Raw genomic sequence first — 21,267 nt, 5'->3', positions numbered from 1 at the left:
TGGGGGTCGGTGTCGCGCGGGCTCACGCGCCGGACAGGCGCAGCATGACCTTGCTGCTGCCGCTGTCCGGGTCCGCGGCGGCCGACAGCGCCTCCTCGGCCCGGTCCAGCGGGAACCGGTGGGTGATCAGCGGGCGTACGTCCAGGCCGTCCCGCAGGGCGAGCAGCGCGTCGTCGATCTCCTCGACGAAACGGTACGAGCCCGTCCAGGTGATCTCCCGGGTCACCAGGTCACCGAGGACGGCGCTGACGGCCGTACCGGGCAGGTTGCCGACCTGGACCAGGGTGCCGCCCCGGGCGGTGGCCCGCAGCACCGCGCCGAGCGCCGCGGGGGCGCCGGACGCCTCGAAGACGACCTCCACGTCCTCGGGCAGGGCCTCGCCGCGGGAGAGGTCACGGGTCTCGGCGGCGCCCATCGCGCGGGCGACGGCGAGGGCGTGCGCCGACAGGTCGGCGGCGATCACGGTGTCAGCGCCGCGGTGGCGGGCGGCGGCCACCACCAGGGAGCCGATCGGCCCGGCGCCGTTCACCAGGACGGTCCGGCCGCGCAGGTCCGGTACCCGGCCGACCGCGTGCAGGGCCACCGCCAGCGGTTCGGCGAGCGCGCCCTGTTCGGTGTCCACACCGTCCGGCAGCGGCCTGACCTGGTCGGCGTCGACCACCCGGTACTCGCTGAACCCGCCGTCGGTGTGCGGGGTGAACGCCGCCGAACCGAAGTAGCGGACGTGCGGGTAGAGGTTGGTGCGGCCGGCGATCCGGTCCGGCAGGACGCCGTCGCCGACCAGCCGGGCCGGGTGCACGGTCACCGGCAGCCCCTGGGCCAGGCCGGTGACGCCCGGACCGAGCGCGGCGACCCGGCCCGCGACCTCGTGCCCGAGCACCAGCGGATGGGCGAGCGCGGCCGTGCCGGACGCGCCGTTCTTCCAGTACGCGATGTCGGAGCCGCAGATCCCGCCCCACTCCAGGGCCAGCAGCACCTCCCCGGCACCCGGCACCGGGCGGGGCCGCGCGTCGATCCGTACGTCACCGGGGCCGTGCACCACGACCGCCCGCATGGTGCGCCCCTCGGTGGCGGCGCGTTCTTCGGTCACGGCGGTCATACGGCATCCTCCAGGCGGACCAGGTCGCGTCCGCGGGTCTCGGGCGCGAGGTACGCGCTGACGAAGGTGATGAGCGAGTAGACGACGAGCATCGCGGCGATGGGCGTCCAACTGCCGGTGACGGCGGTGAGGGTGGCGGCGAGGACGGGGCCGATCGCGGTGGCGAGGATGCCGCCGATCTCCTTGGCCAGGGCCAGCTGCGTGAACCGGGTGCGGGCGCCGAAGAGTTCGGCCATCGTCACGCTCTCCAGCGAGAACAGCCCCAGCACACCGACGTTGAGGCCGAGCACCATCCCGATCATCACTCCGGGCGTCGAGCCGGACGTGATCAGCAGCATCACCGGGAAGGCGATGACCGCGGTCAGCAGCGTCAGCGCCAGGTAGACCACCCGGCGTCCGAGCCGGTCGCCGAGCAGCCCGACCAGCGGCACGGTGGCGAAGCCGAGCAGCGAGCCGTACACGATGGCGTCGGTGGGCACGGACCGGCCGACGGCGAGGTTGGTGGCGATGTACCCGACCAGGAACGTCTGGATCACCCCGGAGTTGCCCGCCTGGCCGAAGCGCAGCCCGAGGGCGAGGAAGAACGCCTTGCCCTTGCGCTGCCGGATGCCGGCCGCGAGCACGTTCTCCGTTCCCCCGCCGGGGCCGGCGATCGCGGCCTCCACCTCGTCGCGGGCCAGCGCCACGCCGTCCACCACGTCGGGGCGTTCCTCGAAGACGGGGCTCTCCTTCAGGCCCCGGCGCAGCCAGACGGCGAAGATCATCAGGCCGAAGCTGAGCAGGAACGGCAACCGCCAGCCCCAGGACAGCAACTGCTCCTCGCTGAGTACGGCGAGCAGCACGGCCCACAGCCCGGAGGCGGCGAGCGTCCCGGAGTTGGTGCCGAGCGACACCAGCGAGGAGATCAGACCGCGCCGCTTCACCGGGGCGTACTCGGCGAGCAGCACCGTCGCGCCGGCGATCTCGGCGCCCGCGCCGAACCCCTGGACCAGCCGCAGCACGACCAGCAGGACCGGCGCCATGATGCCGATCGTGGCGTAGGTGGGCAGCACGCCGATCAGGGTGGTGGAGGCGCCCATCAGCAGGATGGTCAGGTACAGGACCTTCTTGCGGCCGATCCGGTCGCCCATCCGCCCGAAGTAGACGGCGCCGGCGAGCCGGGCGACGTAGCCCACGCCGTAGGTGGCCATCGCGGCGATAAGGCCGATGGCGGGGCTGACGTCCGGGAAGAAGAGCTTGTTGAAGACGATCGCGGCGGCCAGCGAGTACAGCTGGAAGTCCATGAACTCCATGGCCGTGCCCAGCCAGCCGGAGACGGCGGCTCTGGCCAGGTCGCCCGTGGTGCGCTCCGCGGGGCGGGTCTGCTCCGCGGCGGTGGCACTGTCCTTCATCGTGAACTCCGTTGTTCGGGGGACGGGAGCGGTGGAACGGGAGGGGAGGGGGCGTCAGATCTCGACGCGGCCCGCGCGCAGCGCCGGCAGCCGGTCCGCGACGGCCGCGACGAGGGCGGTGTCGTCGGCCAGGTCGGCCGCGCCGACGGCCCGCAGCAGCGCGGCCACCGTCCCGGCGGGCCGGGCTCCGGCCTCCCAGCAGGCGGCGAGCGTCTCGGCCGCGGGGTCGGACCGGCCGGGCGCGCCGGGCCGGGTGCCGTACGCCCAGGCGGCGACGGCGAGGGCGAGGACCGGGGTGTCCGCGCCGGCCGCGCGCAGTTCGCGCAGGGCGGGCAGCCAGCGTTCGGTGATCTTCAGCGAGGCGTCGGAGCCGATCTGCTCCAGCCGGTGGCGCATCGCCGGGTTGCGGAAGCGCACGACGAGGTCGTCGGCGTACCCGCCCGCGTCGGGGCCGCCCGCCGGCAGGGTCGGGGCGACCTCCGCGCACAGGGCCCGGACGAGCCGCTCGCCCCAGTCCGTCGCCATCGCGTCGGCGACGGTCTCGCGGCCCGTGGCCAGGCCCAGGTGGGCCAGGGCCGAGTGGGAGCCGTTCAGCAGCCGCAATTTGGTGAGCTGGTACGGGCTCGCGTCCGGTACGAACAGCGCGCCGTCCCGCTCCCAGGGCGGCCGGGGCGCGGCGAAGGAGTCCTCCAGCACCCACTGGCGGTAGGGCTCGCCGGCCACCGTCAGGGCGTCCGCCAGGCCGAGCGCGGCGCGTGCGGTGGCCCGGTCGTCCTCGCCCGCCGCGGGCACGATCCGGTCGACGACCGTCGACGGGAAGGCCACGGCCCCGCTCATCCGGTCCAGCACCAGGTCGCGGTCCGGCCAGGGGCAGGTCCGCACGAAGTCGGCCACGACCCGGCCCAGCACGGCGCCGTTGTCCGCCATGTTGTCGCAGGACACGACGGTGACCGGGGGCGCCCCGGCCCGCATCCGGGCGGCCAGGCCGGCGGCCAGCCGGCCCACCACCGTGGTCAGCGGGCCGTCCGGGCCCGCCGCGAGGTCGGCGGCGACCGGCGCCGCGGCCGTGTCCAGCCCGCCCGTCACGGCCGACCGGTGGTACCCCTTCTCGGTCACCGTCAAGGTCACCACCGTCACCTCGGGATCGGCGAGCAGCGCGTCCACGGCCCCGGCGTCCGGGCCCATCGCCAGGGCGCCGACGACCGAACCCACGACCCGGCAGGCGTTCCCGTCGGGACGGCGCTCGACGAGCGCGTACAGACAGTCCTGCTCCCGCAGGGCGCGCACCGTGCCGGCCGAGCGGGGAGCCACCGCGGTGATGCCCCACGGCTCACCGGACAGGGCGGCGGCGTTCTCGGTGTACAGCGCCTGGTGCGCCCGGTGGAAGGCGCCGAGCCCGAAGTGCAGGACGCGCGGGCGCAGCCCGGCCGGGTCCACGGCGGGCCGCAGCCCCGGCGCCAGCCGGGACAGCGCCGTACGGTCCAGACGGGGAGGTGCCACGGCGCTCACCAGTCGTGCACCGAGCCGTCGAGGCGGCGCGCCACGGGCAGATAACGCCGCTGGTACGGGAAGCGCTCGGCCGCCTTCTCGTCGTACTCGACGCCGAGTCCGGGAGCGTCCGACGGGTTGAGGTACCCGTCGGCGAAGGTGACACCGCTGCGGAACACCTCGAAGGTCTCCTCCGCGTGTCCCATGTACTCCTGGATGCCGAAGTTCGGCACCGTCACGTCCAGGTGCACGGCGGCGGCCATGGAGACGGGGGAGAGGTCCGTCGCGCCGTGCGAGCCGGTCCGTACGTGGTACAGGGCCGCCAGGTCGAAGATCCGCCGCAGATGGGTGATGCCGCCCGCGTGCACGACCGTGGTGCGTACGTAGTCGACGAGCTGCTCGGTGATGAGGTGCTGGACGTCCCAGACGGAGTTCATCACCTCGCCGACCGCGATCGGCGTGGTGGTGTGCTGCCGGATGAGCCGGAACGCCTCCTGGTTCTCCGCCGGGGTCGGGTCCTCCATCCAGAACAGCCGGCACGCCTCGACGCTCTTGCCGAAGCGGGCCGCCTCGATGGGGGTCAGGCGGTGGTGCACGTCGTGCAGCAGGTGGAAGCCGAAGCCGAACCGCTCGCGGACCGCTTCCAGATAGGCGGGCGCGAAACCGAGGTACGCCTCCGTGTCCCAGGGCTGCTCCTGCGGCAGGTCGGTCGCGGCCGGCTCGTAGATCTTGCCCTCGCGCACCCCGTACGTGCCGCCGACGTCCGGCACGGCGGCCTGTGCCCGCACCGCCTTGTAGCCCAGCTCCAGGTGGCGCTGGACGTCGTCCAGGAGGGAGGGGACGTCGGTGCCGCTGGCGTGCGAGTAGACCAGGACCCCGTCGCGGGACCGGCCGCCGAGGAGCTGGTACACGGGCAGGCCCGCGACCTTGCCCTTGATGTCCCACAGCGCCGTGTCGACGGCCGACACCGCCGTCATCGTCACCGGGCCGCGACGCCAGTACGCGCCCTTGTAGAGGTACTGCCACATGTCCTCGACGCGGGCCGGGTCCCGGCCGATGAGCAGCGGCACCACGTGGTCGCGCAGATAGGCGGCGACGGCCAGTTCCCGGCCGTTGAGCGTGGCGTCGCCCAGCCCGGTCACCCCGTCGCTGGTGGTGACGCGCAGCGTGACGAACGTGCGCCCCGGAGAGGAGACGAACACCTCGGCCCGCTCGATTGTGCTCACTTGCGGCTCCATCCTGTCGTGCAGTGCTTGTATACAAGCATCTGTCGCGCAGTGGTGCAATACCCTTTCCGCAGGTACGTAGGATGGGCCCATGCCTCAATCGAACGGGCGGCGGACCAGTCGGCGCGACATCTACCTGAAGCTGCGTCAGATGGTCCTGACCCTGGAACTCGCCCCGGGCGCCGCCCTGTCGGAGAACGAGCTGGCCGCGTCGCTGGGGGTGAGCAGGACCCCGGTGCGGGAGAGCCTGATCCTGCTCGGCCAGGAAGGGCTGGTGCAGGTGTTCCCGAAGATCGGGTCCTTCGTGTCCCGGGTGGACCCGGCACAGGTCGCCGACGCCCAGTTCCTGCGCGAGGCCGTGGAACTCGCCTCTCTGGAGGACCTGCCCGAGCGGCTCGACGCGGGGATCGTCGCGGAACTGCGGGACAACCTGGGGCGTCAGCGTGCCGCCGGGCTCGGCCTGGAGGAGTTCTTCGCCCTGGACGAGGCCTTCCACCAGGGCCTGCTGCGGCTGAGCGGCCACGGCAACGCGTGGACCACCGTCGCCGCCGCCAAGGGCCACCTGGACCGGGCGCGCCGGCTCGGGCTGCACGGGCACGAGTCCCCGGCCGTCTTCGCCGACCAGCACCAGGAGATCTTCGCGGCGGTCGAGAGCGGTGACGTGCCGCTGGCCCGCGCGCGCATGCGCGACCACCTGCGGGCCGTCTTCAACGACATCGAGCGCATCCGCGACCACGCGCCCGAGCTGTTCGCCTCGGACTCCTCGACGGTGCCGGTGCGGCGCAGTGTGGTGGTCTGGGAGTAGCCCCGGGCCGCCGGCCGGCTCCGGGGGCGCCGGTCACGGCCGGCGGCTCTCGCTCACGGTCGGCGGGGCACTGGCGGTGGGCGAGGCCGACGGCGCCTCGGAGGGGGCGGACACGGTCTGCCCCGGATCGGAGGGCACCGGCGTGGGCGGCTTGCCGGTGGCCGGGGGAGAGGGCCACGAGGCCGTCGCGGAGGGCGGCGCCATCGGCACCGTCGGGGACGCGGGCCGCTCGGGCGCCGCCCGCAGGAACGGCAGCGCGACCAGGCCGGCCACGGCGACGGTCAGACCGGCGCCCGCGGCGGTGCGCAGCAGGCGGCGGCGGGACGCGGCGCGGCGGATCTGCTCGTAGCGGCCGGGGGGCGCGGAGAGGTGCCCGGGGGCGGGGCGCAGGACCACCAGGAACGGGTCGTCGGGGCCGGACTCCGGGCCCTCGCCCTCGCCTTCGTCAACGCGTGTGGTCAAGGCTTCTCCTCAGATGGACACGGAGCAGTTCCCGGGCCGCGTGCAGATCGGCCTTGACGGTCCCTTCCTTCCGTCCGGTCAGCGCGGACACCTCCCGGATCGGCATGTCAGCGTAGTAGTGCAGCAGGATCGGCACCCGCAGCCGTTCGGGCAGCGACTGCACCAGCAGGCGTACGGAAGGGTCGTCCTGTTCGGCGTGCGGGCGCACGGCGGCCTCCGTGCCGGCCCGGCGCACGGCCCGGCGCTCGCGCTCCAGTTTCCGCCAGTGGTCCCGGACCAGGTTGGCGGCGGTGACGTAGAGGAAGCCGCGCGGCTCCTCCACCGATGTCCACCGGGCCCAGAGCCGGGTGAACGCCTCGGAGGCGATCTCGTGGGCCGTCTCGTCGTCGTCGACGAGCCGGCGGCACCAGCCGGCCAGGCGCGGGTAGAGGGCGGCGAACAGTTCGGACGCCGCCCTGTCACGGGAGCGTTTCAACGTACTCCAGGGTCGTGGGGGCAGGGGGCAGGGGGCTGGGGGCTGGGGGTCAGCGGCCGGCGGGGACCCGGGCCGCGAAGACGATGACGTTGTCGGCGTAGCCGTCGCCGGTGCGGGCGCCGCCGCACGTGATCAGCCGCAGCTCCGGGCGGTCCACGTCCCCGTAGACCTCCTCGGTCGGGAAGTCGGACTTCGCCACCGTGCGCACGGCGGTGACCTCGAACGTGACGGCCGTGCCGTTCTCCAGGAGGGCCACCGCCCGGTCGCCCCGGCGCAGTTCGGCCAGGCGCCGGAAGACCCCGTCACCGTACTCGCCCACGGTGACGTGACCGAGGACGACGCAGGGGCCGACCTGGCCCGGGGTGGGCGAGTGCTCGTACCAGCCCGCCGGGTCGTGCGCCCTGACCGGCGGGACCCGCACGCTGCCGTCCGGGGCCAGCCCCAGCCGGACGATCGGCGTGTCCACGCCGATCGCCGGGATTCGCAGCCGCACCGGGGCCGAACGGGCCACCGCCCGCCCCGGGTTGCCGGGTGGAGCCGACGCGCCGGGGGAGGCGGGCGAGGGCGGCCGCGGCGTGCGGCCGGCCGTACTGGCGCGAAGGCCGGTACCGCCGTCGCCGCAGCCCGCGAGCAGCGTGGCCGCCGCCGCGGTCACGAACGCCCGCCTGGAGAACGTACTCACGCCCCGTTCGCCCGACGGCGGCGGACGACGAGGACCGTCGCGCCGCCCGCGAGGGCCACCGCGGCGGCACCCCCGCCGATCAGCGCCCCGCCCGGTCCGGACGACGTGGAGTCGGCCGTGCTCACTCCGGTGTCGGCGGCGCCGGACGGGACGACGGAGACCTGCCCCGGGGAGGGGACCCGCTCCTCGGCGGGCACCTCGCGCGCGGACGGCGCCTCGGTCGGCTCCTGGGCGGGGGCGGGCGTGTCGGGGGAGGACGGCACCGGGGTCGGCGGCTTGCTCTCGGCGGGGACGGGGCTCGGCGAGGAGGCGAACGCGGGCACGGCGGTCGCCAGTACGGCGGTGCCCGCGAGGGCCAGGGAACTGAGGGTGGTCCGGCGCATCGATCGCTCTCTTTCGTCGGTCCGCCCCGTCGGCGTGACGGGGCGGGGCGGGAATCGACCGGAGAGACGAGACAGCGGCAGGGCCGGTTGTAAAGAACTGGCAAAGTCGCGCGGGCGGTGCCGTCAGTCGTGGCGGCGGGCGTCCTCCAGGTAGCGCAGGACCGCGGCGACCCGCCGGTCGACCTGGTCGGCGGGCGAGAGGTCGAGCTTGGCGAAGATGGAGCGGATGTGCTTGTGCACCGCGCCGTCGGTGACGACCAGCCGGCGCGCGATCGCGGTGTTGCCGAGCCCTTCCGCCATCAGCGCCAGCACCTCCCGTTCCCGCGGGCTGAGCCGTTCCAGCCGGGTGTCCTGACGGGAGCGGGTGAACAGCTGGGCGACCACCTCGGGGTCGATGGCGGTGCCGCCGGACGCCACCCGGCGCAGCGCGTCCAGGAACTCCTCGACCCGGCCCACCCGTTCCTTGAGCAGATACCCCAGGCCGGTCACCCCGCCGGTGAGCAGGTCGGTGGCGAAGGACTGCTCGACGTACGCGGACAGCACCAGCACCGCGAGTCCGGGGTGGCGTCGCCGGGCCTCGACGGCGGCGCGGATGCCCTCGTCGGTGTGGCTGGGCGGCATCCGCACGTCGAGGATGGCGACGTCCGGCCGGTGTTCGTCGATGGCGTCGAGGACGCCGTCGGGGGTGCCGCTGGTGGCGACCACGTCGAGGGACTCGGCGCGCAGCAGGAGGGCGAGTCCCTCGCGCAGCAACGGGTCGTCCTCGGCTATCACGATGCGCATGTCACGTTCCGCAGTTCGAGTTCACGTTCCGCACGGCAGGTCCACGTCCAGGGCCGTGGGGCCGCCCGGCGGGCTGGCCAGGGTGAGCGTACCGTCGTGGGCCGCGACGCGGTCCCGGATGCCGGCGAGCCCGGAACCGCCCCGCTCGTCGGCCCCGCCCCGCCCGTCGTCCTCGATCCGCAGGCGCAGCCGGCCGCCCCGGGCGCGCGCGGTGACGGTGGCCGCCCCCGCGCCGCTGTGCTTGGCGATGTTGGTCAGTGCCTCGGCGACCACGAAGTAGGCGGTCGCCTCGACGGAGGCGGCGCACCGCTCGGGCACGTCGACGTCGGTCCGGCAGGGCACCGCGCAGTGCGCGGCCAGACCGGCCAGCGCCCCCGCCAGCCCCCGGTCGGCCAGCACCGGGGGCAGGATGCCGCGGGCCACGGTGCGCAGTTCCGCCAGGGCCTGTTCGGCGGCCGACTGGGCGCGCTCCAGCAACTCCCCGGCGCCCTCCGGGTCGCGGGCCACCATACGGCGGGCGGCACCCAGCAGCACCGTGACGGTGACGATGCGGTTCTGCGTGCCGTCGTGCAACGAACGCTCGATGCGCCGCAGTTCGGTGGCGTGGGCGTCCAGGGCGGCGGCGCGGGTGGCGGTCAGCTCGGCGACCCGCAGCGACAGGTCGGTCTCGGGACCGGCCGCCAGCAGCAGCCGTCCGGGCGCGGACTGGACGCGGGCCAGGGCGGGGAACAGGCCCAGGATGATGGCGGTCCAGCCCAGTCCGAGCAGGGTCACGGCCGCGGCCTCCGGCCAGGTGTGCGCGGTGCCGATCCCGATGGAGGTGCTGGTGGCGTCCGGGGGCGCCAGCGGCCACAGCAGCGGGAAGACACAGTCCCGGACGGCGGCGATCGGCAACAGCACACCGAGCAGCCCGAGGACGAACCCCAGGGTGGCGTGCCGGGCCAGCCAGCGCAGCTCCCGGCGGGTGACGGGATCGGCGAGCGCCGCCCGCAGCCGGACGGGCGGCGGCTCGGGGGCGATCACCTCGGGCCCACAGCGGCCGAGCCGCGCGCGTTCCCGGCGGGCCAGGGCGTGCAGGGCGCGCGGCACCGGCTGTCCGATCAGCAGGCCCACGCCGAGCGGCGCCGTCACCGCCGCCACCGTCGTCAGCAGCAGCAGCCCGAGGGCGGGGACGGCGGTGCCGAGCCCGCCGGCGAGCTGCGCGATCGCGGCGCGGGCGTCCCTGAGGGCCCGTACCGCGATGTCCTTGAAGCCGGCGGTCCCGGCCGCCGTGTCGCGGATCGTCATCCGCCCTCCTCCACTGTGTCGCGCACCGACCCTAGGCCGCCCGCGGTGCGACCGTCAGCCGGGGGCCGGAAAGGTACAGCCTGCTGTACCTCCGACCGGGCGGACCGCTGGATCGGCCGCGAGGGGTGCCGGTCCCTAGCGTCGGTGGCATCACAGACGGCCGTGGAGACCGGCCGCCACGAACCCCTGGAGGCAGCCGCCATGACGCACACCGACCCCTACCGGCTGAGCGAGACCGGCGACGGCGACCGTACGGACGGCGTCAGCCGCTCGGACATCGTACGGACCCTGCTGTGGGCCGTGGTGGTGCTCAGCGCCGTCGCCAACATGGCGGTCTCCTACGGCGACACCCCCGTCCTGGTCAATCTGGCCTGCGGCTTCGTCACCCTGCTCGCCGCCGGCGCCCTGGCCGTACGCGCCCTGCGCGGGCGCCGATGAGCACCGCCGTCGCGCCGGACACCGCGCGCACCGCACCCGCCATCGCGCTGACCGGCGTCGGCAAGACGTACCCCGGCGGCGTACGCGCCCTGGACGACGTGTCGCTGACCGTGGAACACGGCACGTTCCTCGCCGTGATGGGTCCCTCGGGCTCCGGCAAGAGCACCCTGATGCACTGCGCCGCCGGACTGGACCGCGCCACCTCGGGCAGCGTCCGCGTCGGCGGCCGGGAGATCACCGGGCTGAGCGAGGCCCGCCGCACCGAACTGCGCCGCGAACACGTCGGCTTCGTCTTCCAGGCGTACAACCTGATCCCGTCGCTCAGCGTCGAGGACAACATCACGCTGCCGCTGCGGCTGGCGGGCCGCGCACCGGACCGCCCGTGGCTGCGCACCCTCGTCGAGCGGGTCGGCCTCACCGACCGGCTCGCGCACCGCCCCGCCGAACTCTCCGGCGGCCAGCAGCAGCGCGCCGCGCTGGTACGGGCACTGGTGGCCCGGCCCGCCGTCGTCTTCGCGGACGAACCCACCGGGGCACTGGACCTGCGCAGCGCCCACCAGGTGCTGGACCTGCTGCGCGACCTCGTCGACGACCTCGGCCAGACGGTGGTGATGGTCACCCACGACCCGGCCGCCGCGGCCCGCGCGCACCGGGTCCTGGTGATGGCCGACGGCCGGGTGGTGGAGTCCCTCGACTCACCGGCCGCGCCCGAACTCGCCGAGCGGCTGGTCACGTTGGGGGAGAGGTAGCCGATGCTGTACCTCGCCCTGCGCACGGCCCGGCACCGGATCACCGCCTTGCTCGCGGTGGCCTGCGCCGTCCTCGGCGGCGCCGTGCTGATCACCGGCGCCGGCGTCCTGGCCGACACCGGCCTGCGCTCCCAGCCGCCGCCCGGCCGGCTCGGCGGCGCGGACGTCGTGGTCGCCGCCGGCCAGGAGCACCGTCCGGCCGCTGACCTGCCGGTCGCGCTGCCCGAGCGGGCCGCTGTCCCGGCCCGGCTCACCGACCGCCTGGCCGGACTGCCGGGCGTCATCGCGGTGGTCGGTGACATCACCTTCCCGGCCGCCCTGCTCGACGACGCGGGCCGCCCCCTCGCGTCCGCCGCCGACCCCGCCGCCGCGGGCCACGGCTGGTCCTCCACCGCACTGCTGGCCGCACCACGCGTCGAGGGCCGCGCACCGGCCGGCGCGGACGAGATCGCCGTACCGGCGGGGACCGGTCTGCAGACCGGCGACCGGGTCCGGGCCGTCGTGAACGGCCGGACCGCCGCCCCCTACCGGGTCACGGCCGTGGTCGACGCCCCGGAGGCGGGCGTCTACCTCGCCGACCCCACGGCCGCGCGGCTGGCGGGCCGGGCGGACGGCGGCGACGGACCGCGGGCTGGCACCGTCGACCTGATCGGCCTGCGGGCCGAACCAGGCGCCGGGGCCTGGCTCGCCTCGGCGGTCCGCAACCGCCTGGCCGGCACCGGGCTGGAGGTCCTCACGGGCGCCGGCCGGGGCGAGGCCGTGGAGCCGGGCATCGGCTCGGCGCGCTCCCTGCTCGTCCTGCTCGCCGGTTCGCTCGGCGGCGTCGTCCTGCTGATCACCGGGTTCGTCACGGCGGGCGCGCTCGGCATCGCCGTCGCCGGACAGCGCCGCGACCTGGCGCTGATGCGGGCCGTGGGAGCGACACCGAAGCAGATCCGCCGCCTGGCCGCCGCTCAGTCGACCCTCGTCGCGGCGGTGGCCCTGGTCCCGGGCGTGGCCCTCGGCTACCTGCTGGCGGACGCGTTCCGTGACATCCTCGTCGACCGTGACGTCCTGCCCGCAGGCCTGCCGTTGACGCTGAGCCCCCTCCCGGCCCTCGCCACGCTCCTCCTCACCGCCGGCGCGGTCCAGCTCGCGGCGCGCTGCGCGGCCTGGCGCACCTCCCGGATGCCGGCCACCGAGGCGGTCGCCGAGTCCCGCACCGAACCCCGGACACCGTCCCGCGTACGCACCCGGGCCGGCCTGCTGCTGATCCTCGGCGCGAGCGCGCTCTCCACCGCCCCCCTGTTCTCCCGTACCGCGCTCGGCGCCTCGGCCACCTCGATGGCGGGCATCGTCGCCGCGATCGGCCTGGCCCTGGCCGGCCCGGCCCTCGTCCGGGCGGCGGGGCGGACGGCGCTGCGGCGGCTGCGGCCCGGGGCGTCGGCCCCGACCTGGCTCGCGCTGTCCCACGTACGCGCCTACGCGCAGCGGCTCTCCGGAGTCATCAGCCCGCTGGCGATGGGCGTCGTGTTCGTCCTGACGTACACCCTCGCCCAGACCACCGTGCTCGCCGCCACCGCCGCCGACACCCGCGCGGGCACCCTCGCCCAGTACCGGCTGACCGCGCCCGCCCTGGGCGGCCTCCCGGCCGACACCCCGGCCCGGGTGCGTGCCCTGCCGGGCGTCCGGGCGGCCGAGCCGGTCGCCGCGACGACGGTGGTGTGGCCGTACCGGCTGTTCGGCGAGACGGAGACCGAGGCGTCCTCGGCCATGATCCTCGGCGGGCGGGCGGCGGACGTCCTCGACCTCGGGGTGGAGCAGGGTTCCCTGGACCGGCTCACCGGGGCCACGGTCGCCGTCAGCGGCGAGGTCGCGGGGCAGCGCGACGCGCGGCCGGGCCGGCGGGTGCGGCTGGTGCTGGGCGACGGGGCGCGGGTCACCGCCGAGGTCGTCGCCGTGTACGCGCGCGGGCTCGGCTTCGGCCCCGTGGTCCTCTCCCGGGACCTGGCCGCCGGCCACACCACGGCCGGCCCGGCGGCGGGCGGCGTCCTCGTACGCACCGACGGCACGGCCGCCGCCGGCCAGCGGCTGGCCGCGTTCGCCGCCGCCCGCCCCGGCCTCACCCTGACCGGCACCGGCGCGGACCGTACGGCCGGGCGGGACACACCGCCCGAGGTGTGGATCAACCTCGTCGTCATCGTCGTCCTCCTCGGCTACCTGCTGCTCAGCATCGCCAACAAGCTGGTCGCCGCCACGGCCCAGCGCCGCACCGAGATCGCCGCGCTCCGCCTGGTCGGCACGACCCCGCGGCAGATCCTGGCGATGACGCGCCGCGAGTCGGCGGTGACGACCGTCGCCGCCCTCGCCGCGGGCCTGGCCCTCTCCGCGCTCCCCCTCGCCCTCCTCGGCCAGGGGTTCCTCGGCCGCCCCTGGCCGGCCGGCCCGGCCTGGCTGCTGCCGGCGGCCGCGGCGACGGTGGCGCTGACGTCCTTCCTGACGGTGGAACTGCCCACCCGACGGGCCCTGCGGACGGCACCGGCGGAGGTGGTACGGGCGGTGTGAGGACCGTTCCCCGCGCACCGGCCGGACAGGACGCCCGCGACGAACAGCCCTCACCACAGGCTGACCGGCCACGGCCGCGTCGGGGCAGCCGCTGTCGTACGGCGGCACCGCGGCCGCGCTCCGCACGCCGACGCGGTACGGCATCCGCGGGTTCGCCACCGGAACGAGCCGGCCGGCGACGGCCCGGCCGGCACCGTCGCGGAACCGGCCGGGCGCGAGCGGCCCGGTGGCGCGGCGCGTCCGGAAGAACCGGACGGCGAAGGCGACCGCACCGGGCAGCGGCACGGTCGTCCGGCGGCGCGCGGCCGTGCCGCGCGGCGAGGCGGCGGCGTCCAGCTCCTCCTCGGAAGCGATGAGGAACCCGGCGTCCCCGCCGACGACCGCCCCGCGCGAGATCGCCCGGCCGGAGCACGCCACGCCGTATCGCGCCCCGCGCCACGAGCCGGACCCGCCGCCGTCAGCCGCGCACGCACTCCTCGATGACCGAGGCGACCTGCTGCGTCGCCGGCGAGTTGCGGTGCGCGCGGCGGGCCAGTACCAGGTCGATGGTCTCCGTCTCGGCGAGCGGCACGTACGTCACGCCGTCCAGCCGAAGGCTCTGCACCGACCGCGGCACGAGCGCGACACCGTGCCCGGCGGCCACGAGGACGACGAGCGTCGCGGTCTCGCCGACCTCGACGAGGGCCGAGGGCCGGAACCCGGCCCGGTCGCAGGCGGCCAGCACCCGGTCGTACATGGCGGACCGCGGCTGCGAGGGATGGATGACGAACGTCTCGTCCGCCAGCGCCGCCAGGGGGATCTCCCGGCCGGCCGCCAGCGGGTGGTGGGCCGGGACGACGGCGACCAGCGGCTCGGCCCGCAGCGCCGTGATGCTCACCCCCTCGGTGCCGGCCGCGCCGGCCCGTGACACGGCGAGGTCGTAGGCGCCGGTGAGCAGGCCCTCCACCAGCTGCGGGGTGAGCAGTTCGCCGCGCAGGTCCAGGGTGATGTGCGGCAGCCGCGACCGCACCGTGCGGGCGACCCGGGGCAGGACGTCGTACGTGGCGGTGCCGATGAAGCCGACGGAGACCCGGCCGGTGTGGCCGCTGGCGAGTTCCGCCATGTGCACGCGGGCGCGCTCGGCCTCGGCGACCAGTGTGCGCGCGTACCCGGTCAGGTGCCGGCCGGCCTCGGTGAGTTCGACGTGCCGGGTGGAGCGGTGGAACAGCGTCGTGCCCAGCTCGTGTTCCAGCTGCTTGATCTGCTGGGACAGGGCGGGCTGGGCGACGTGCAGCCGGGCCGCCGCCCGCCCGAAGTGGCACTCCTCCGCGAGCGCGAGGAAGTAGCGGACCTGACGAAGCTCCATACCCACAGTTTATAAGAGAGATTTATCAATTGATCCGGATTAGGTCTTGGACGCGATGAAGGCGGCGGGCCTAGCGTGAGGACGTGACCGACAGTTACGTGTACGCAGCGGCAAGAACACCCTTCGGACGGTTCTCCGGTGCCCTCGCCGGCGTCCGGCCCGACGACCTCGCGGCGCTCGCCGTGCGGGGCGTCCTGGCCAAGGCTCCGGAGCTGGACCCGGGCGGGATCGCTGACGTCGTCTGGGGCAACGCCAACGGCGCGGGCGAGGACAACCGCAACGTGGGCCGGATGGCCGTCCTGCTGGCCGGGCTGCCCACCTCGGTGCCCGCCACGACGGTCAACCGGCTGTGCGGATCCTCGCTGGACGCGGCGATCATCGCCTCCCGCGCCATCGAGACCGGCGACGCGGACATCGTGCTCACCGGCGGCGTGGAGTCGATGACCCGGGCCCCCTGGGTCCTGCCCAAGCCCTCCCGCGCGTTCCCCGCCGGAGACTTGACCGCCGTCTCCACCACCCTCGGCTGGCGCCTGGTCAACAAGAACATGCCGAAGGAGTGGACGGTCTCCCTGGGCGAGGCCAACGAGCAGCTCGCCGAGCGGTTCACCATCCCCCGCGAGCGGCAGGACGAGTTCGCCGCCCGGTCCCACCGGCTCGCCGACGCCGCCTGGACGGACGGCTTCTACGACGACCTGGTGGTGCCGGTGGAGACCGGCGCCGAGGGCACCACCCTCACCCGGGACGAGGGCATCCGGCCCGGCTCCACACCCGAGAAGCTCGCCGGGCTCAAGCCGGCCTTCCGGCCCGACGGCGTGATCACGGCGGGCAACGCCTCACCGCTGAGCGACGGCGCCTCGGCGGTCCTGCTCGGCTCGGGGGCCGCCGCGGCCCGTATCGGCACCGCCCCGCTGGCCCGCGTCGCCGGGCGCGGCGTCTTCGCCCTCGATCCGCAGGACTTCGGGTTCGCGCCGGTCGAGGCGGCCGGCCGGGCCCTGGAGCGCGCGGGCATCACCTGGTCCGACGTGGCGGCGGTCGAACTCAACGAGGCGTTCGCCGTGCAGTCGCTGGCCTGCGTGGACGCCTGGGGGATCGACCCGGACATCGTCAACACCAAGGGCGGCGCCATCGCGCTCGGCCACCCGCTGGGCGCCTCCGGCGGCCGCATCCTCGGCACCCTCGCCCACCGGCTCAAGACGTCCGGCGAGCGGTGGGGCGTCGCCGCGATCTGCATCGGGGTGGGCCAGGCGCTCGCCGTGGTCCTGGAGAACGTGACGGAGGCCAAGGGATGAGCACGCTGGTGTGCGCCGACGCCGACGAGGCGGTCGCCGGGATCGACGACGGCTCGACGGTACTGGTCGGCGGCTTCGGCATGGCCGGCATGCCGGTCGACCTGATCGACGCCCTCATCCGGCAGGGCGCCACCGACCTGACCGTCGTGTCCAACAACGCCGGCAACGGCGACACCGGCCTGGCCGCGCTGCTGGCGAAGGGACGGGTCCGCAAGGTCGTCTGCTCCTTCCCCCGGCAGGCCGACAGCCACGTCTTCGACGAGCTGTACCGGACCGGGAGGATCGAGCTGGAGGTCGTGCCGCAGGGCAACCTCGCCGAGCGGATGCGGGCGGCCGGGGCCGGCATCGGCGCCTTCTACTGCCCCACCGGCGCCGGCACCCTGCTGGCCGAGGGCAAGGAGACCCGCGTCATCGACGGGCGCACCTACGTCCTGGAGTACCCGATCAAGGGCGATGTGGCGCTGATCGGAGCCCACCGGGCCGACCGGATGGGCAACCTCGTCTACCGCAAGACCGCCCGCAACTTCGGACCGGTCATGGCCACCGCCGCGACCACCGTGATCGCCCAGGTCCGCGAGATCGTCGACACCGGCACCATCGACCCCGAGACCGTGATCACGCCGGGCATCTATGTCGACCGCGTCGTTCAGGAGGCGACCGCATGAGCACCGACTCCCTCGTCACGGACACCGGGCGCGGTCCGCTCGGCAAGCACGACATGGCCGCCCTCGTGGCCCGCGACATCCCCCACGGCGCCTTCGTCAACCTCGGCATCGGCCAGCCCACCCTGGTCGCCGACCATCTGCCGGCCGACTCCGGCGTGGTCCTCCACACCGAGAACGGCATGCTCCACATGGGGCCGGCCGCACGGGGCGACGAGATCGACCCCGACCTCACCAACGCCGGCAAGGTCCCCGTGACCGAGCTGCCCGGCGCGGCGTACTTCCACCACGCCGACTCCTTCGCCATGATGCGCGGCGGCCACCTGGACATCTGCGTCCTGGGCGCCTTCCAGGTCTCGGCCGCCGGTGACCTCGCCAACTGGCACACCGGCGCGCCGGACGCCATACCCGCCGTCGGCGGGGCCATGGACCTGGCGATCGGGGCGAAGAAGGTCTTCGTGATGATGACGCTGTTCACCAAGACCGGGGCGCCCAAGCTGGTTCCCGAGTGCACCTACCCGCTGACCGGGCCGGCCTGTGTCGACCGGGTCTACACCGACCTCGCCGTCTTCGACATCACCGAGCGGGGCGTCTCGGTGCGGGAGACCTTCGGCACCACCGTCGACGAACTCGCCGGCCGCCTGGACCTGCCGCTGCTGTCCGCGGGCGGCTGACGCGCCCGCCTCCCGCGGTCCCGGCACGGTGCCGGGACCGCGGGAGGCGGCCGCCCGGCAACCGGCCCGGCCGGTTCCGCTACCCGCGCGGAAGCGGCGGCCGCCCGGCCGGGTGCCGCGGCTGCCCGGCGTCCGGCGAGGACTCCGCCGCCAGGCTGCCGAGGAGGGCGAGGGCCTCGGCGGAAGGGCTGCCGGGTTCGGCGTGATAGACGACGAGCTGCTGGTCGGGGGTGCCGTTCACGGTCAGGGTCTCGTAGGACAGGGTGAGTTCGCCGACGAGCGGGTGCCGCAGGCGCTTGGTCTCGTGCGTCTTGTGCCCGATGTCGTGACGGGCCCACAGACGCCGGAAGGGCTCACTGCGCAGGCTCAGTTCGCCGACGAGCCGGGTCAGGGACGGATCGTCGGCGTCCCCGGCCGCCGCCCGCAGCGCGGCCACGGCGCTCAGTGCCGCCCGGTCCCAGTCGACGTAGAACTCGCGGGCGTCCGGGTCCAGGAAGACCAGCCGCATCAGGTCGTCGCTGTGCGTGTGACCGGCGAACAGGGCCCTGCCGAGGTCGTTGCGGGCCAGTACGTCGAGATACGGACCGAGGACCACCGCCGGGAGGTGCTGCCAGCCGGCCATGATCCGCAGCAGTCCCTCGCTCACCCGTTGATTCCGCCCCGCCCGGCGCCGGCGGCGCGGAGCCGGGCCGGCGAGCCGCCGCAGATACGCGGCCGCCTCCTCGTCGAGCACCAGCGCCCGGGCGATCGCGTCGACGACCTGCGCGGAGGGACGGCGTTCCCGGCCCTGCTCCAGGCGCACGTAGTAGTCGGTGCTCACCCCCGCCAGCATCGCCACCTCTTCGCGCCGCAGGCCCGGCACCCGGCGCCGGACACCCGGGGCGAGCCCGAGGTCCTCCGGGCGCACGAGCTGACGGCGGGCCCGCAGGTACTGCCCGATCGGGTTGTCACTGTCCACGCGGTCCATGCACACGAGCGTAGAACGGGCGGAGCCCGCGAGGGTGGCCGTGCCACTCCTACGATGCGCGGTCCCCGGTGAGCCCCTGCCTGGAGCGGCCGCCGGACCGGCGCGACGGTGGGGACATGACTTCTTCGATCACTTCCCCTTCCCAGGCCACCCCTGACGGTCCGCTCGCCGGGCGGGTGGCCGTCGTCACCGGCGCCACCAGCGGTATCGGTGCCGCCACCGCCCGCCGACTGGCCCGCGACGGTGCCTCCGTCGCCCTGCTCGGGCGCCGGGAGGACCGGCTCACCGGCCTCGCCGGGGAACTGAGCCCCACCACCGCGGGCAAGATCCTGCCGGTGGCCGTGGACATCACCGACTCCGCCGCCCTCGCCGAGGCCGCGGCCTCGGTACGCGACGTGCTCGGCCGGGCCGACCTGGTCGTGGCCAACGCCGGCGTGATGCTGGGCGCACCGTTCGAGAGCGCCGACACCGCCGAGTGGGACCGCATGCTCGACGTCAACCTGCGCGGACTGCTGCTCACCGGCCGCGCCTTCGTCGACGACCTGCTCGCCGCCGCCCGGACCGGTCCGGCCGACCTAACGTTCGTCGGGTCCGTCGGCGGCCACAGCCTGTACCCCGACTGGTCGGTCTACTGCGCGACCAAGGCCGCCGTGGCCCACCTGACCCGCAACCTGCGGGCCGAACTGGGCCCCCGCAACGTCCGGGTACGCAATATCGAGCCCGGCGTCACCGTCACCGAACTGGGCGCGGACATGCTCGACGACAACCTGCGCACCGCCCTGGCCCGGATGCGCACCGACCTGCGGCCGCTGGCCGCCGAGGACATCGCCGAGACGGTGGCCTTCACCGCGGCGGCACCGGCCAACGTGAACATCGCCGAGGTGGTGGTGGTCCCGGTGCAGCAGGGCTGACGGGGGCCGCGGCCGGCCGTCAGCGGGCCGTGCGCGAGGAACGGGGGCGGTCGGGGGCGGCCGGCTCGATGCAGCGGGACCGGACGTGCTCGTAGACCATCGTGGTCTGTACGTCGGCGACCTCACGGCGCTCGGTGAGACGGTCGATCACGAAGGCGTACACGCTGTCCACGTTCGGGACGGCCACGTGGATCAGGAAGTCGTGGCTGCCCGAGGTGACGAACAGGCCGATCACCTCGGGCAGCCGCGCCGCCCATTCCCGGAAGCCTTCGATGACGGGCCGGGCCGGCGGCCGGATGCGTACGGAGATCAGCGCCTGGACGGGGCGGCCGGCCGCGTCCAGATCCAGGGCCGCGTGGAAGCCGGTGAGCACGCCGCGCTCGCGCAGCAGCCTCACCCGTTCCAACGAGGTGGACGGCGAGACCCCGGTCTTGGCCGCCAGGTCGCGGTTGGTCTGCCGTGCATCGTTCTGCAACTCCCGCAGCAGAGCCCGGTCCAGCGCATCAAGTTCCATGAAACCCACTGTATGCCGCACGAAGTTCGGCCGAGCCGACTGGGCCGCGCATCTCTGCTTAGCCTCCCCGGTCATGAATGTACGAAAGAACGGTCCCCGTTCCGGTGTGTACCTGGTGCTGGCGGCGGCGGTGCTGTGGGGCACCGTCGGGCCCGCCCAGGTCCTGGTGGCCGGTCCCATGACACCGGCGGCCCTCGGCGGCTGGCGGCTGGTCGCCGGAGGGCTGGTCCTCGCGGCGTTCACCGTCCGCCCGCGGCAGCTCCGCGATGTCGTCTCGCGCGGGACCGTGGGACCGCTGCTGATCTGCGCGTTCTCGACCGGCCTCTACCAGGCGGCGTTCCTCTCCTCCGTGGCGCGGACCGGCGCGGCGCTGGCCACGGTGATCGCCCTGGGCTTCGCCCCCGCGGCGACCGGGGTGTGCGCCCGCTGGCTCACCGGCGAGCGGACGGGCCCGGTCTGGCTGGCCGGCACCGTCGCGGCCGTGGCCGGCTGCGCCCTGCTGCTGGCACCGGGCACCGCCCGCGTGGACCCGCTCGGCCTGCTCCTGGCGGTGGCCGCCGGCACCTGCTACGGCCTGTACACCGTCGTCGCCAAGCGCACGGCCGACGCGCATCCCGGCGCCCATCTGCCCACCCTCTCCGCGCTCACCCTGCTGGTGGGTTCCGTACCGCTGCTGCCCTGGATGCTCCAGGACACCGCCCCGCTGCGGGACGGCGGCACCCTGGCCCTGATCGCCTGGCTGGGCGTGGCCACCACCGCTGTCGCCTACTGGCTGTTCACCACCGGGCTCAGCCGCGTACGGGCGACCACGGCCGGGACGCTCAGTCTCGCCGAGCCCCTCGCCGCCGCCCTGATCGGCGTGCTCCTCCTGCACGAGCGTCTCACCCCCTCGGCATGGACGGGCTGCGCCCTGATCCTCACCGGGATGATCATCACCTGCCTGCCACCACGGCCGGGCCGTCGATCCACCGCACCGACGACGGAGGCTGCGGCGGCTCCGAGCGGGGACCGCGCCGAGCCCCGTGAGGTCAGGGTCTGAGCCGGTCCCGGCACCGTACGGGGCCCGGCTGGCGGGGGCCGGGCGCCGTACGGG

The 21,267-nt window shown here is 75.0% G+C and carries 22 protein-coding genes; 9 read left to right on the top strand and 13 right to left on the bottom strand.

From position 1 onward, the window contains the following. Positions 1-22 precede the first annotated feature (22 nt). From ACZ3IG_RS05480 to manD, 4 genes are read right to left on the bottom strand one after another with little or no spacing between them, the layout of a single operon-like run. Entirely contained in the window at positions 23-1,099 is a 1,077-nt protein-coding gene (locus ACZ3IG_RS05480; protein ID WP_467429290.1) for an L-idonate 5-dehydrogenase, read from the bottom strand. Continuing rightward, entirely contained in the window at positions 1,096-2,490 is a 1,395-nt protein-coding gene (locus ACZ3IG_RS05475; protein ID WP_467429287.1) for an MFS transporter, read from the bottom strand. The genes ACZ3IG_RS05480 and ACZ3IG_RS05475 overlap by 4 nt, the downstream gene beginning before the upstream one ends. A 54-nt stretch (positions 2,491-2,544) precedes the next feature. Next, on the bottom strand, positions 2,545-3,990 hold the full coding sequence (locus tag ACZ3IG_RS05470) for a mannitol dehydrogenase family protein (protein ID WP_467429286.1): 1,446 nt from the start codon (positions 3,988-3,990) through the stop codon (positions 2,545-2,547). 5 nt (positions 3,991-3,995) lie between these two features. Beyond that, the gene (manD, locus tag ACZ3IG_RS05465; protein ID WP_467429284.1) at positions 3,996-5,216 is read right to left on the bottom strand and encodes a D-mannonate dehydratase ManD; all 1,221 of its coding nucleotides are present in this window, start codon (positions 5,214-5,216) and stop codon (positions 3,996-3,998) included. A gap of 79 nt (positions 5,217-5,295) precedes the next feature. Here manD and ACZ3IG_RS05460 point away from each other — a divergent pair, with 79 nt between their 5' ends. Then, a complete protein-coding gene (locus ACZ3IG_RS05460; protein ID WP_467429283.1) occupies positions 5,296-6,009 on the top strand; it encodes a GntR family transcriptional regulator in 714 nt (237 codons plus the stop codon). A gap of 33 nt (positions 6,010-6,042) precedes the next feature. Here ACZ3IG_RS05460 and ACZ3IG_RS05455 read toward each other — a convergent pair whose 3' ends face one another. The 6 genes from ACZ3IG_RS05455 to ACZ3IG_RS05430 all read right to left on the bottom strand — a co-directional run bounded on the left by ACZ3IG_RS05455 (position 6,043) and on the right by ACZ3IG_RS05430 (position 10,081). Then, positions 6,043-6,471, bottom strand: a complete 429-nt coding sequence (locus tag ACZ3IG_RS05455) for a hypothetical protein (RefSeq protein ID WP_467429282.1) — start codon at positions 6,469-6,471, stop codon at positions 6,043-6,045. After that, positions 6,455-6,946, bottom strand: a complete 492-nt coding sequence (locus ACZ3IG_RS05450) for an RNA polymerase sigma factor (protein WP_215166423.1) — start codon at positions 6,944-6,946, stop codon at positions 6,455-6,457. Before ACZ3IG_RS05450 ends, ACZ3IG_RS05455 begins: the two co-directional genes overlap by 17 nt. A 49-nt stretch (positions 6,947-6,995) precedes the next feature. After that, entirely contained in the window at positions 6,996-7,628 is a 633-nt protein-coding gene (locus ACZ3IG_RS05445; RefSeq protein WP_467429279.1) for a class F sortase, read from the bottom strand. Next, entirely contained in the window at positions 7,625-8,011 is a 387-nt protein-coding gene (locus tag ACZ3IG_RS05440) for a sortase-dependent protein (RefSeq protein ID WP_467429278.1), read from the bottom strand. Before ACZ3IG_RS05440 ends, ACZ3IG_RS05445 begins: the two co-directional genes overlap by 4 nt. Before the next feature lie 123 nt (positions 8,012-8,134). Beyond that, positions 8,135-8,794 carry a response regulator gene (locus tag ACZ3IG_RS05435; RefSeq protein ID WP_467429277.1) on the bottom strand — a complete coding sequence of 220 codons (660 nt, stop codon included), beginning with the start codon at positions 8,792-8,794 and terminating at the stop codon, positions 8,135-8,137. Positions 8,795-8,815: 21 nt separating this feature from the next. Further along, entirely contained in the window at positions 8,816-10,081 is a 1,266-nt protein-coding gene (locus ACZ3IG_RS05430) for a sensor histidine kinase (RefSeq protein WP_467429275.1), read from the bottom strand. Between the two features lie 144 nt (positions 10,082-10,225). Here ACZ3IG_RS05430 and ACZ3IG_RS05425 point away from each other — a divergent pair, with 144 nt between their 5' ends. Genes ACZ3IG_RS05425 through ACZ3IG_RS05415 form a run of 3 tightly spaced genes read left to right on the top strand, consistent with a single transcriptional unit; the run spans position 10,226 to position 13,812 of the window. Then, positions 10,226-10,519 carry a hypothetical protein gene (locus ACZ3IG_RS05425; RefSeq protein WP_467429273.1) on the top strand — a complete coding sequence of 98 codons (294 nt, stop codon included), beginning with the start codon at positions 10,226-10,228 and terminating at the stop codon, positions 10,517-10,519. Further along, entirely contained in the window at positions 10,516-11,268 is a 753-nt protein-coding gene (locus tag ACZ3IG_RS05420; protein WP_467429271.1) for an ABC transporter ATP-binding protein, read from the top strand. The genes ACZ3IG_RS05425 and ACZ3IG_RS05420 overlap by 4 nt, the downstream gene beginning before the upstream one ends. A gap of 3 nt (positions 11,269-11,271) precedes the next feature. Continuing rightward, positions 11,272-13,812, top strand: a complete 2,541-nt coding sequence (locus ACZ3IG_RS05415) for an ABC transporter permease (protein WP_467429269.1) — start codon at positions 11,272-11,274, stop codon at positions 13,810-13,812. 457 nt (positions 13,813-14,269) lie between these two features. Here ACZ3IG_RS05415 and ACZ3IG_RS05410 read toward each other — a convergent pair whose 3' ends face one another. After that, on the bottom strand, positions 14,270-15,157 hold the full coding sequence (locus tag ACZ3IG_RS05410) for a LysR substrate-binding domain-containing protein (protein ID WP_467429266.1): 888 nt from the start codon (positions 15,155-15,157) through the stop codon (positions 14,270-14,272). 83 nt (positions 15,158-15,240) lie between these two features. Here ACZ3IG_RS05410 and ACZ3IG_RS05405 point away from each other — a divergent pair, with 83 nt between their 5' ends. Genes ACZ3IG_RS05405 through ACZ3IG_RS05395 form a run of 3 tightly spaced genes read left to right on the top strand, consistent with a single transcriptional unit; the run spans position 15,241 to position 17,782 of the window. Beyond that, positions 15,241-16,446, top strand: a complete 1,206-nt coding sequence (locus ACZ3IG_RS05405; RefSeq protein WP_467429264.1) for a thiolase family protein — start codon at positions 15,241-15,243, stop codon at positions 16,444-16,446. Further along, positions 16,443-17,111, top strand: coding sequence for a 3-oxoacid CoA-transferase subunit A (locus ACZ3IG_RS05400; protein ID WP_467429261.1), 669 nt, complete (start codon positions 16,443-16,445; stop codon positions 17,109-17,111). Before ACZ3IG_RS05405 ends, ACZ3IG_RS05400 begins: the two co-directional genes overlap by 4 nt. Continuing rightward, positions 17,108-17,782, top strand: coding sequence for a 3-oxoacid CoA-transferase subunit B (locus ACZ3IG_RS05395; RefSeq protein WP_467429259.1), 675 nt, complete (start codon positions 17,108-17,110; stop codon positions 17,780-17,782). Before ACZ3IG_RS05400 ends, ACZ3IG_RS05395 begins: the two co-directional genes overlap by 4 nt. A 79-nt stretch (positions 17,783-17,861) precedes the next feature. Here ACZ3IG_RS05395 and ACZ3IG_RS05390 read toward each other — a convergent pair whose 3' ends face one another. After that, the gene (locus tag ACZ3IG_RS05390; protein WP_467429257.1) at positions 17,862-18,749 is read right to left on the bottom strand and encodes a helix-turn-helix domain-containing protein; all 888 of its coding nucleotides are present in this window, start codon (positions 18,747-18,749) and stop codon (positions 17,862-17,864) included. Between the two features lie 116 nt (positions 18,750-18,865). On the opposite strand from ACZ3IG_RS05390, the gene ACZ3IG_RS05385 reads away from it, so the two are divergent. After that, positions 18,866-19,660 (top strand): SDR family oxidoreductase, encoded by a 795-nt coding sequence (locus tag ACZ3IG_RS05385; protein WP_467429256.1) that lies wholly within the window; start codon positions 18,866-18,868, stop codon positions 19,658-19,660. Between the two features lie 19 nt (positions 19,661-19,679). Here the strand turns inward: ACZ3IG_RS05385 and ACZ3IG_RS05380 are convergent, their stop codons facing one another. Continuing rightward, on the bottom strand, positions 19,680-20,174 hold the full coding sequence (locus ACZ3IG_RS05380) for an Lrp/AsnC family transcriptional regulator (protein ID WP_467429255.1): 495 nt from the start codon (positions 20,172-20,174) through the stop codon (positions 19,680-19,682). Between the two features lie 73 nt (positions 20,175-20,247). Here ACZ3IG_RS05380 and ACZ3IG_RS05375 point away from each other — a divergent pair, with 73 nt between their 5' ends. Continuing rightward, on the top strand, positions 20,248-21,213 hold the full coding sequence (locus tag ACZ3IG_RS05375; RefSeq protein ID WP_467429253.1) for a DMT family transporter: 966 nt from the start codon (positions 20,248-20,250) through the stop codon (positions 21,211-21,213). Positions 21,214-21,267 lie beyond the last annotated feature (54 nt).

It is taken from the genome of Streptomyces sp. NPDC016677 (assembly GCF_055562815.1).
This window is presented reverse-complemented; position numbering and strand designations above follow the sequence as displayed.

Bases quoted from the DNA above. Each gene is read 5' to 3' on its own strand.
- ACZ3IG_RS05460 (WP_467429283.1), top strand. From the start codon at position 5,296: ATGCCTCAATCGAACGGGCGGCGGACCAGTCGGCGCGACATCTACCTG.
- ACZ3IG_RS05415 (WP_467429269.1), top strand. From the start codon at position 11,272: ATGCTGTACCTCGCCCTGCGCACGGCCCGGCACCGGATCACCGCCTTG.
- ACZ3IG_RS05430 (WP_467429275.1), bottom strand. From the start codon at position 10,081: ATGACGATCCGCGACACGGCGGCCGGGACCGCCGGCTTCAAGGACATC.
- ACZ3IG_RS05480 (WP_467429290.1), bottom strand. From the start codon at position 1,099: ATGACCGCCGTGACCGAAGAACGCGCCGCCACCGAGGGGCGCACCATG.
- ACZ3IG_RS05475 (WP_467429287.1), bottom strand. From the start codon at position 2,490: ATGAAGGACAGTGCCACCGCCGCGGAGCAGACCCGCCCCGCGGAGCGC.
- ACZ3IG_RS05410 (WP_467429266.1), bottom strand. From the start codon at position 15,157: ATGGAGCTTCGTCAGGTCCGCTACTTCCTCGCGCTCGCGGAGGAGTGC.
- ACZ3IG_RS05435 (WP_467429277.1), bottom strand. From the start codon at position 8,794: ATGCGCATCGTGATAGCCGAGGACGACCCGTTGCTGCGCGAGGGACTC.
- ACZ3IG_RS05395 (WP_467429259.1), top strand. From the start codon at position 17,108: ATGAGCACCGACTCCCTCGTCACGGACACCGGGCGCGGTCCGCTCGGC.
- ACZ3IG_RS05375 (WP_467429253.1), top strand. From the start codon at position 20,248: ATGAATGTACGAAAGAACGGTCCCCGTTCCGGTGTGTACCTGGTGCTG.
- ACZ3IG_RS05385 (WP_467429256.1), top strand. From the start codon at position 18,866: ATGACTTCTTCGATCACTTCCCCTTCCCAGGCCACCCCTGACGGTCCG.
- ACZ3IG_RS05440 (WP_467429278.1), bottom strand. From the start codon at position 8,011: ATGCGCCGGACCACCCTCAGTTCCCTGGCCCTCGCGGGCACCGCCGTA.
- ACZ3IG_RS05390 (WP_467429257.1), bottom strand. From the start codon at position 18,749: ATGGACCGCGTGGACAGTGACAACCCGATCGGGCAGTACCTGCGGGCC.
- ACZ3IG_RS05400 (WP_467429261.1), top strand. From the start codon at position 16,443: ATGAGCACGCTGGTGTGCGCCGACGCCGACGAGGCGGTCGCCGGGATC.
- ACZ3IG_RS05420 (WP_467429271.1), top strand. From the start codon at position 10,516: ATGAGCACCGCCGTCGCGCCGGACACCGCGCGCACCGCACCCGCCATC.
- ACZ3IG_RS05380 (WP_467429255.1), bottom strand. From the start codon at position 20,174: ATGGAACTTGATGCGCTGGACCGGGCTCTGCTGCGGGAGTTGCAGAAC.
- manD (WP_467429284.1), bottom strand. From the start codon at position 5,216: ATGGAGCCGCAAGTGAGCACAATCGAGCGGGCCGAGGTGTTCGTCTCC.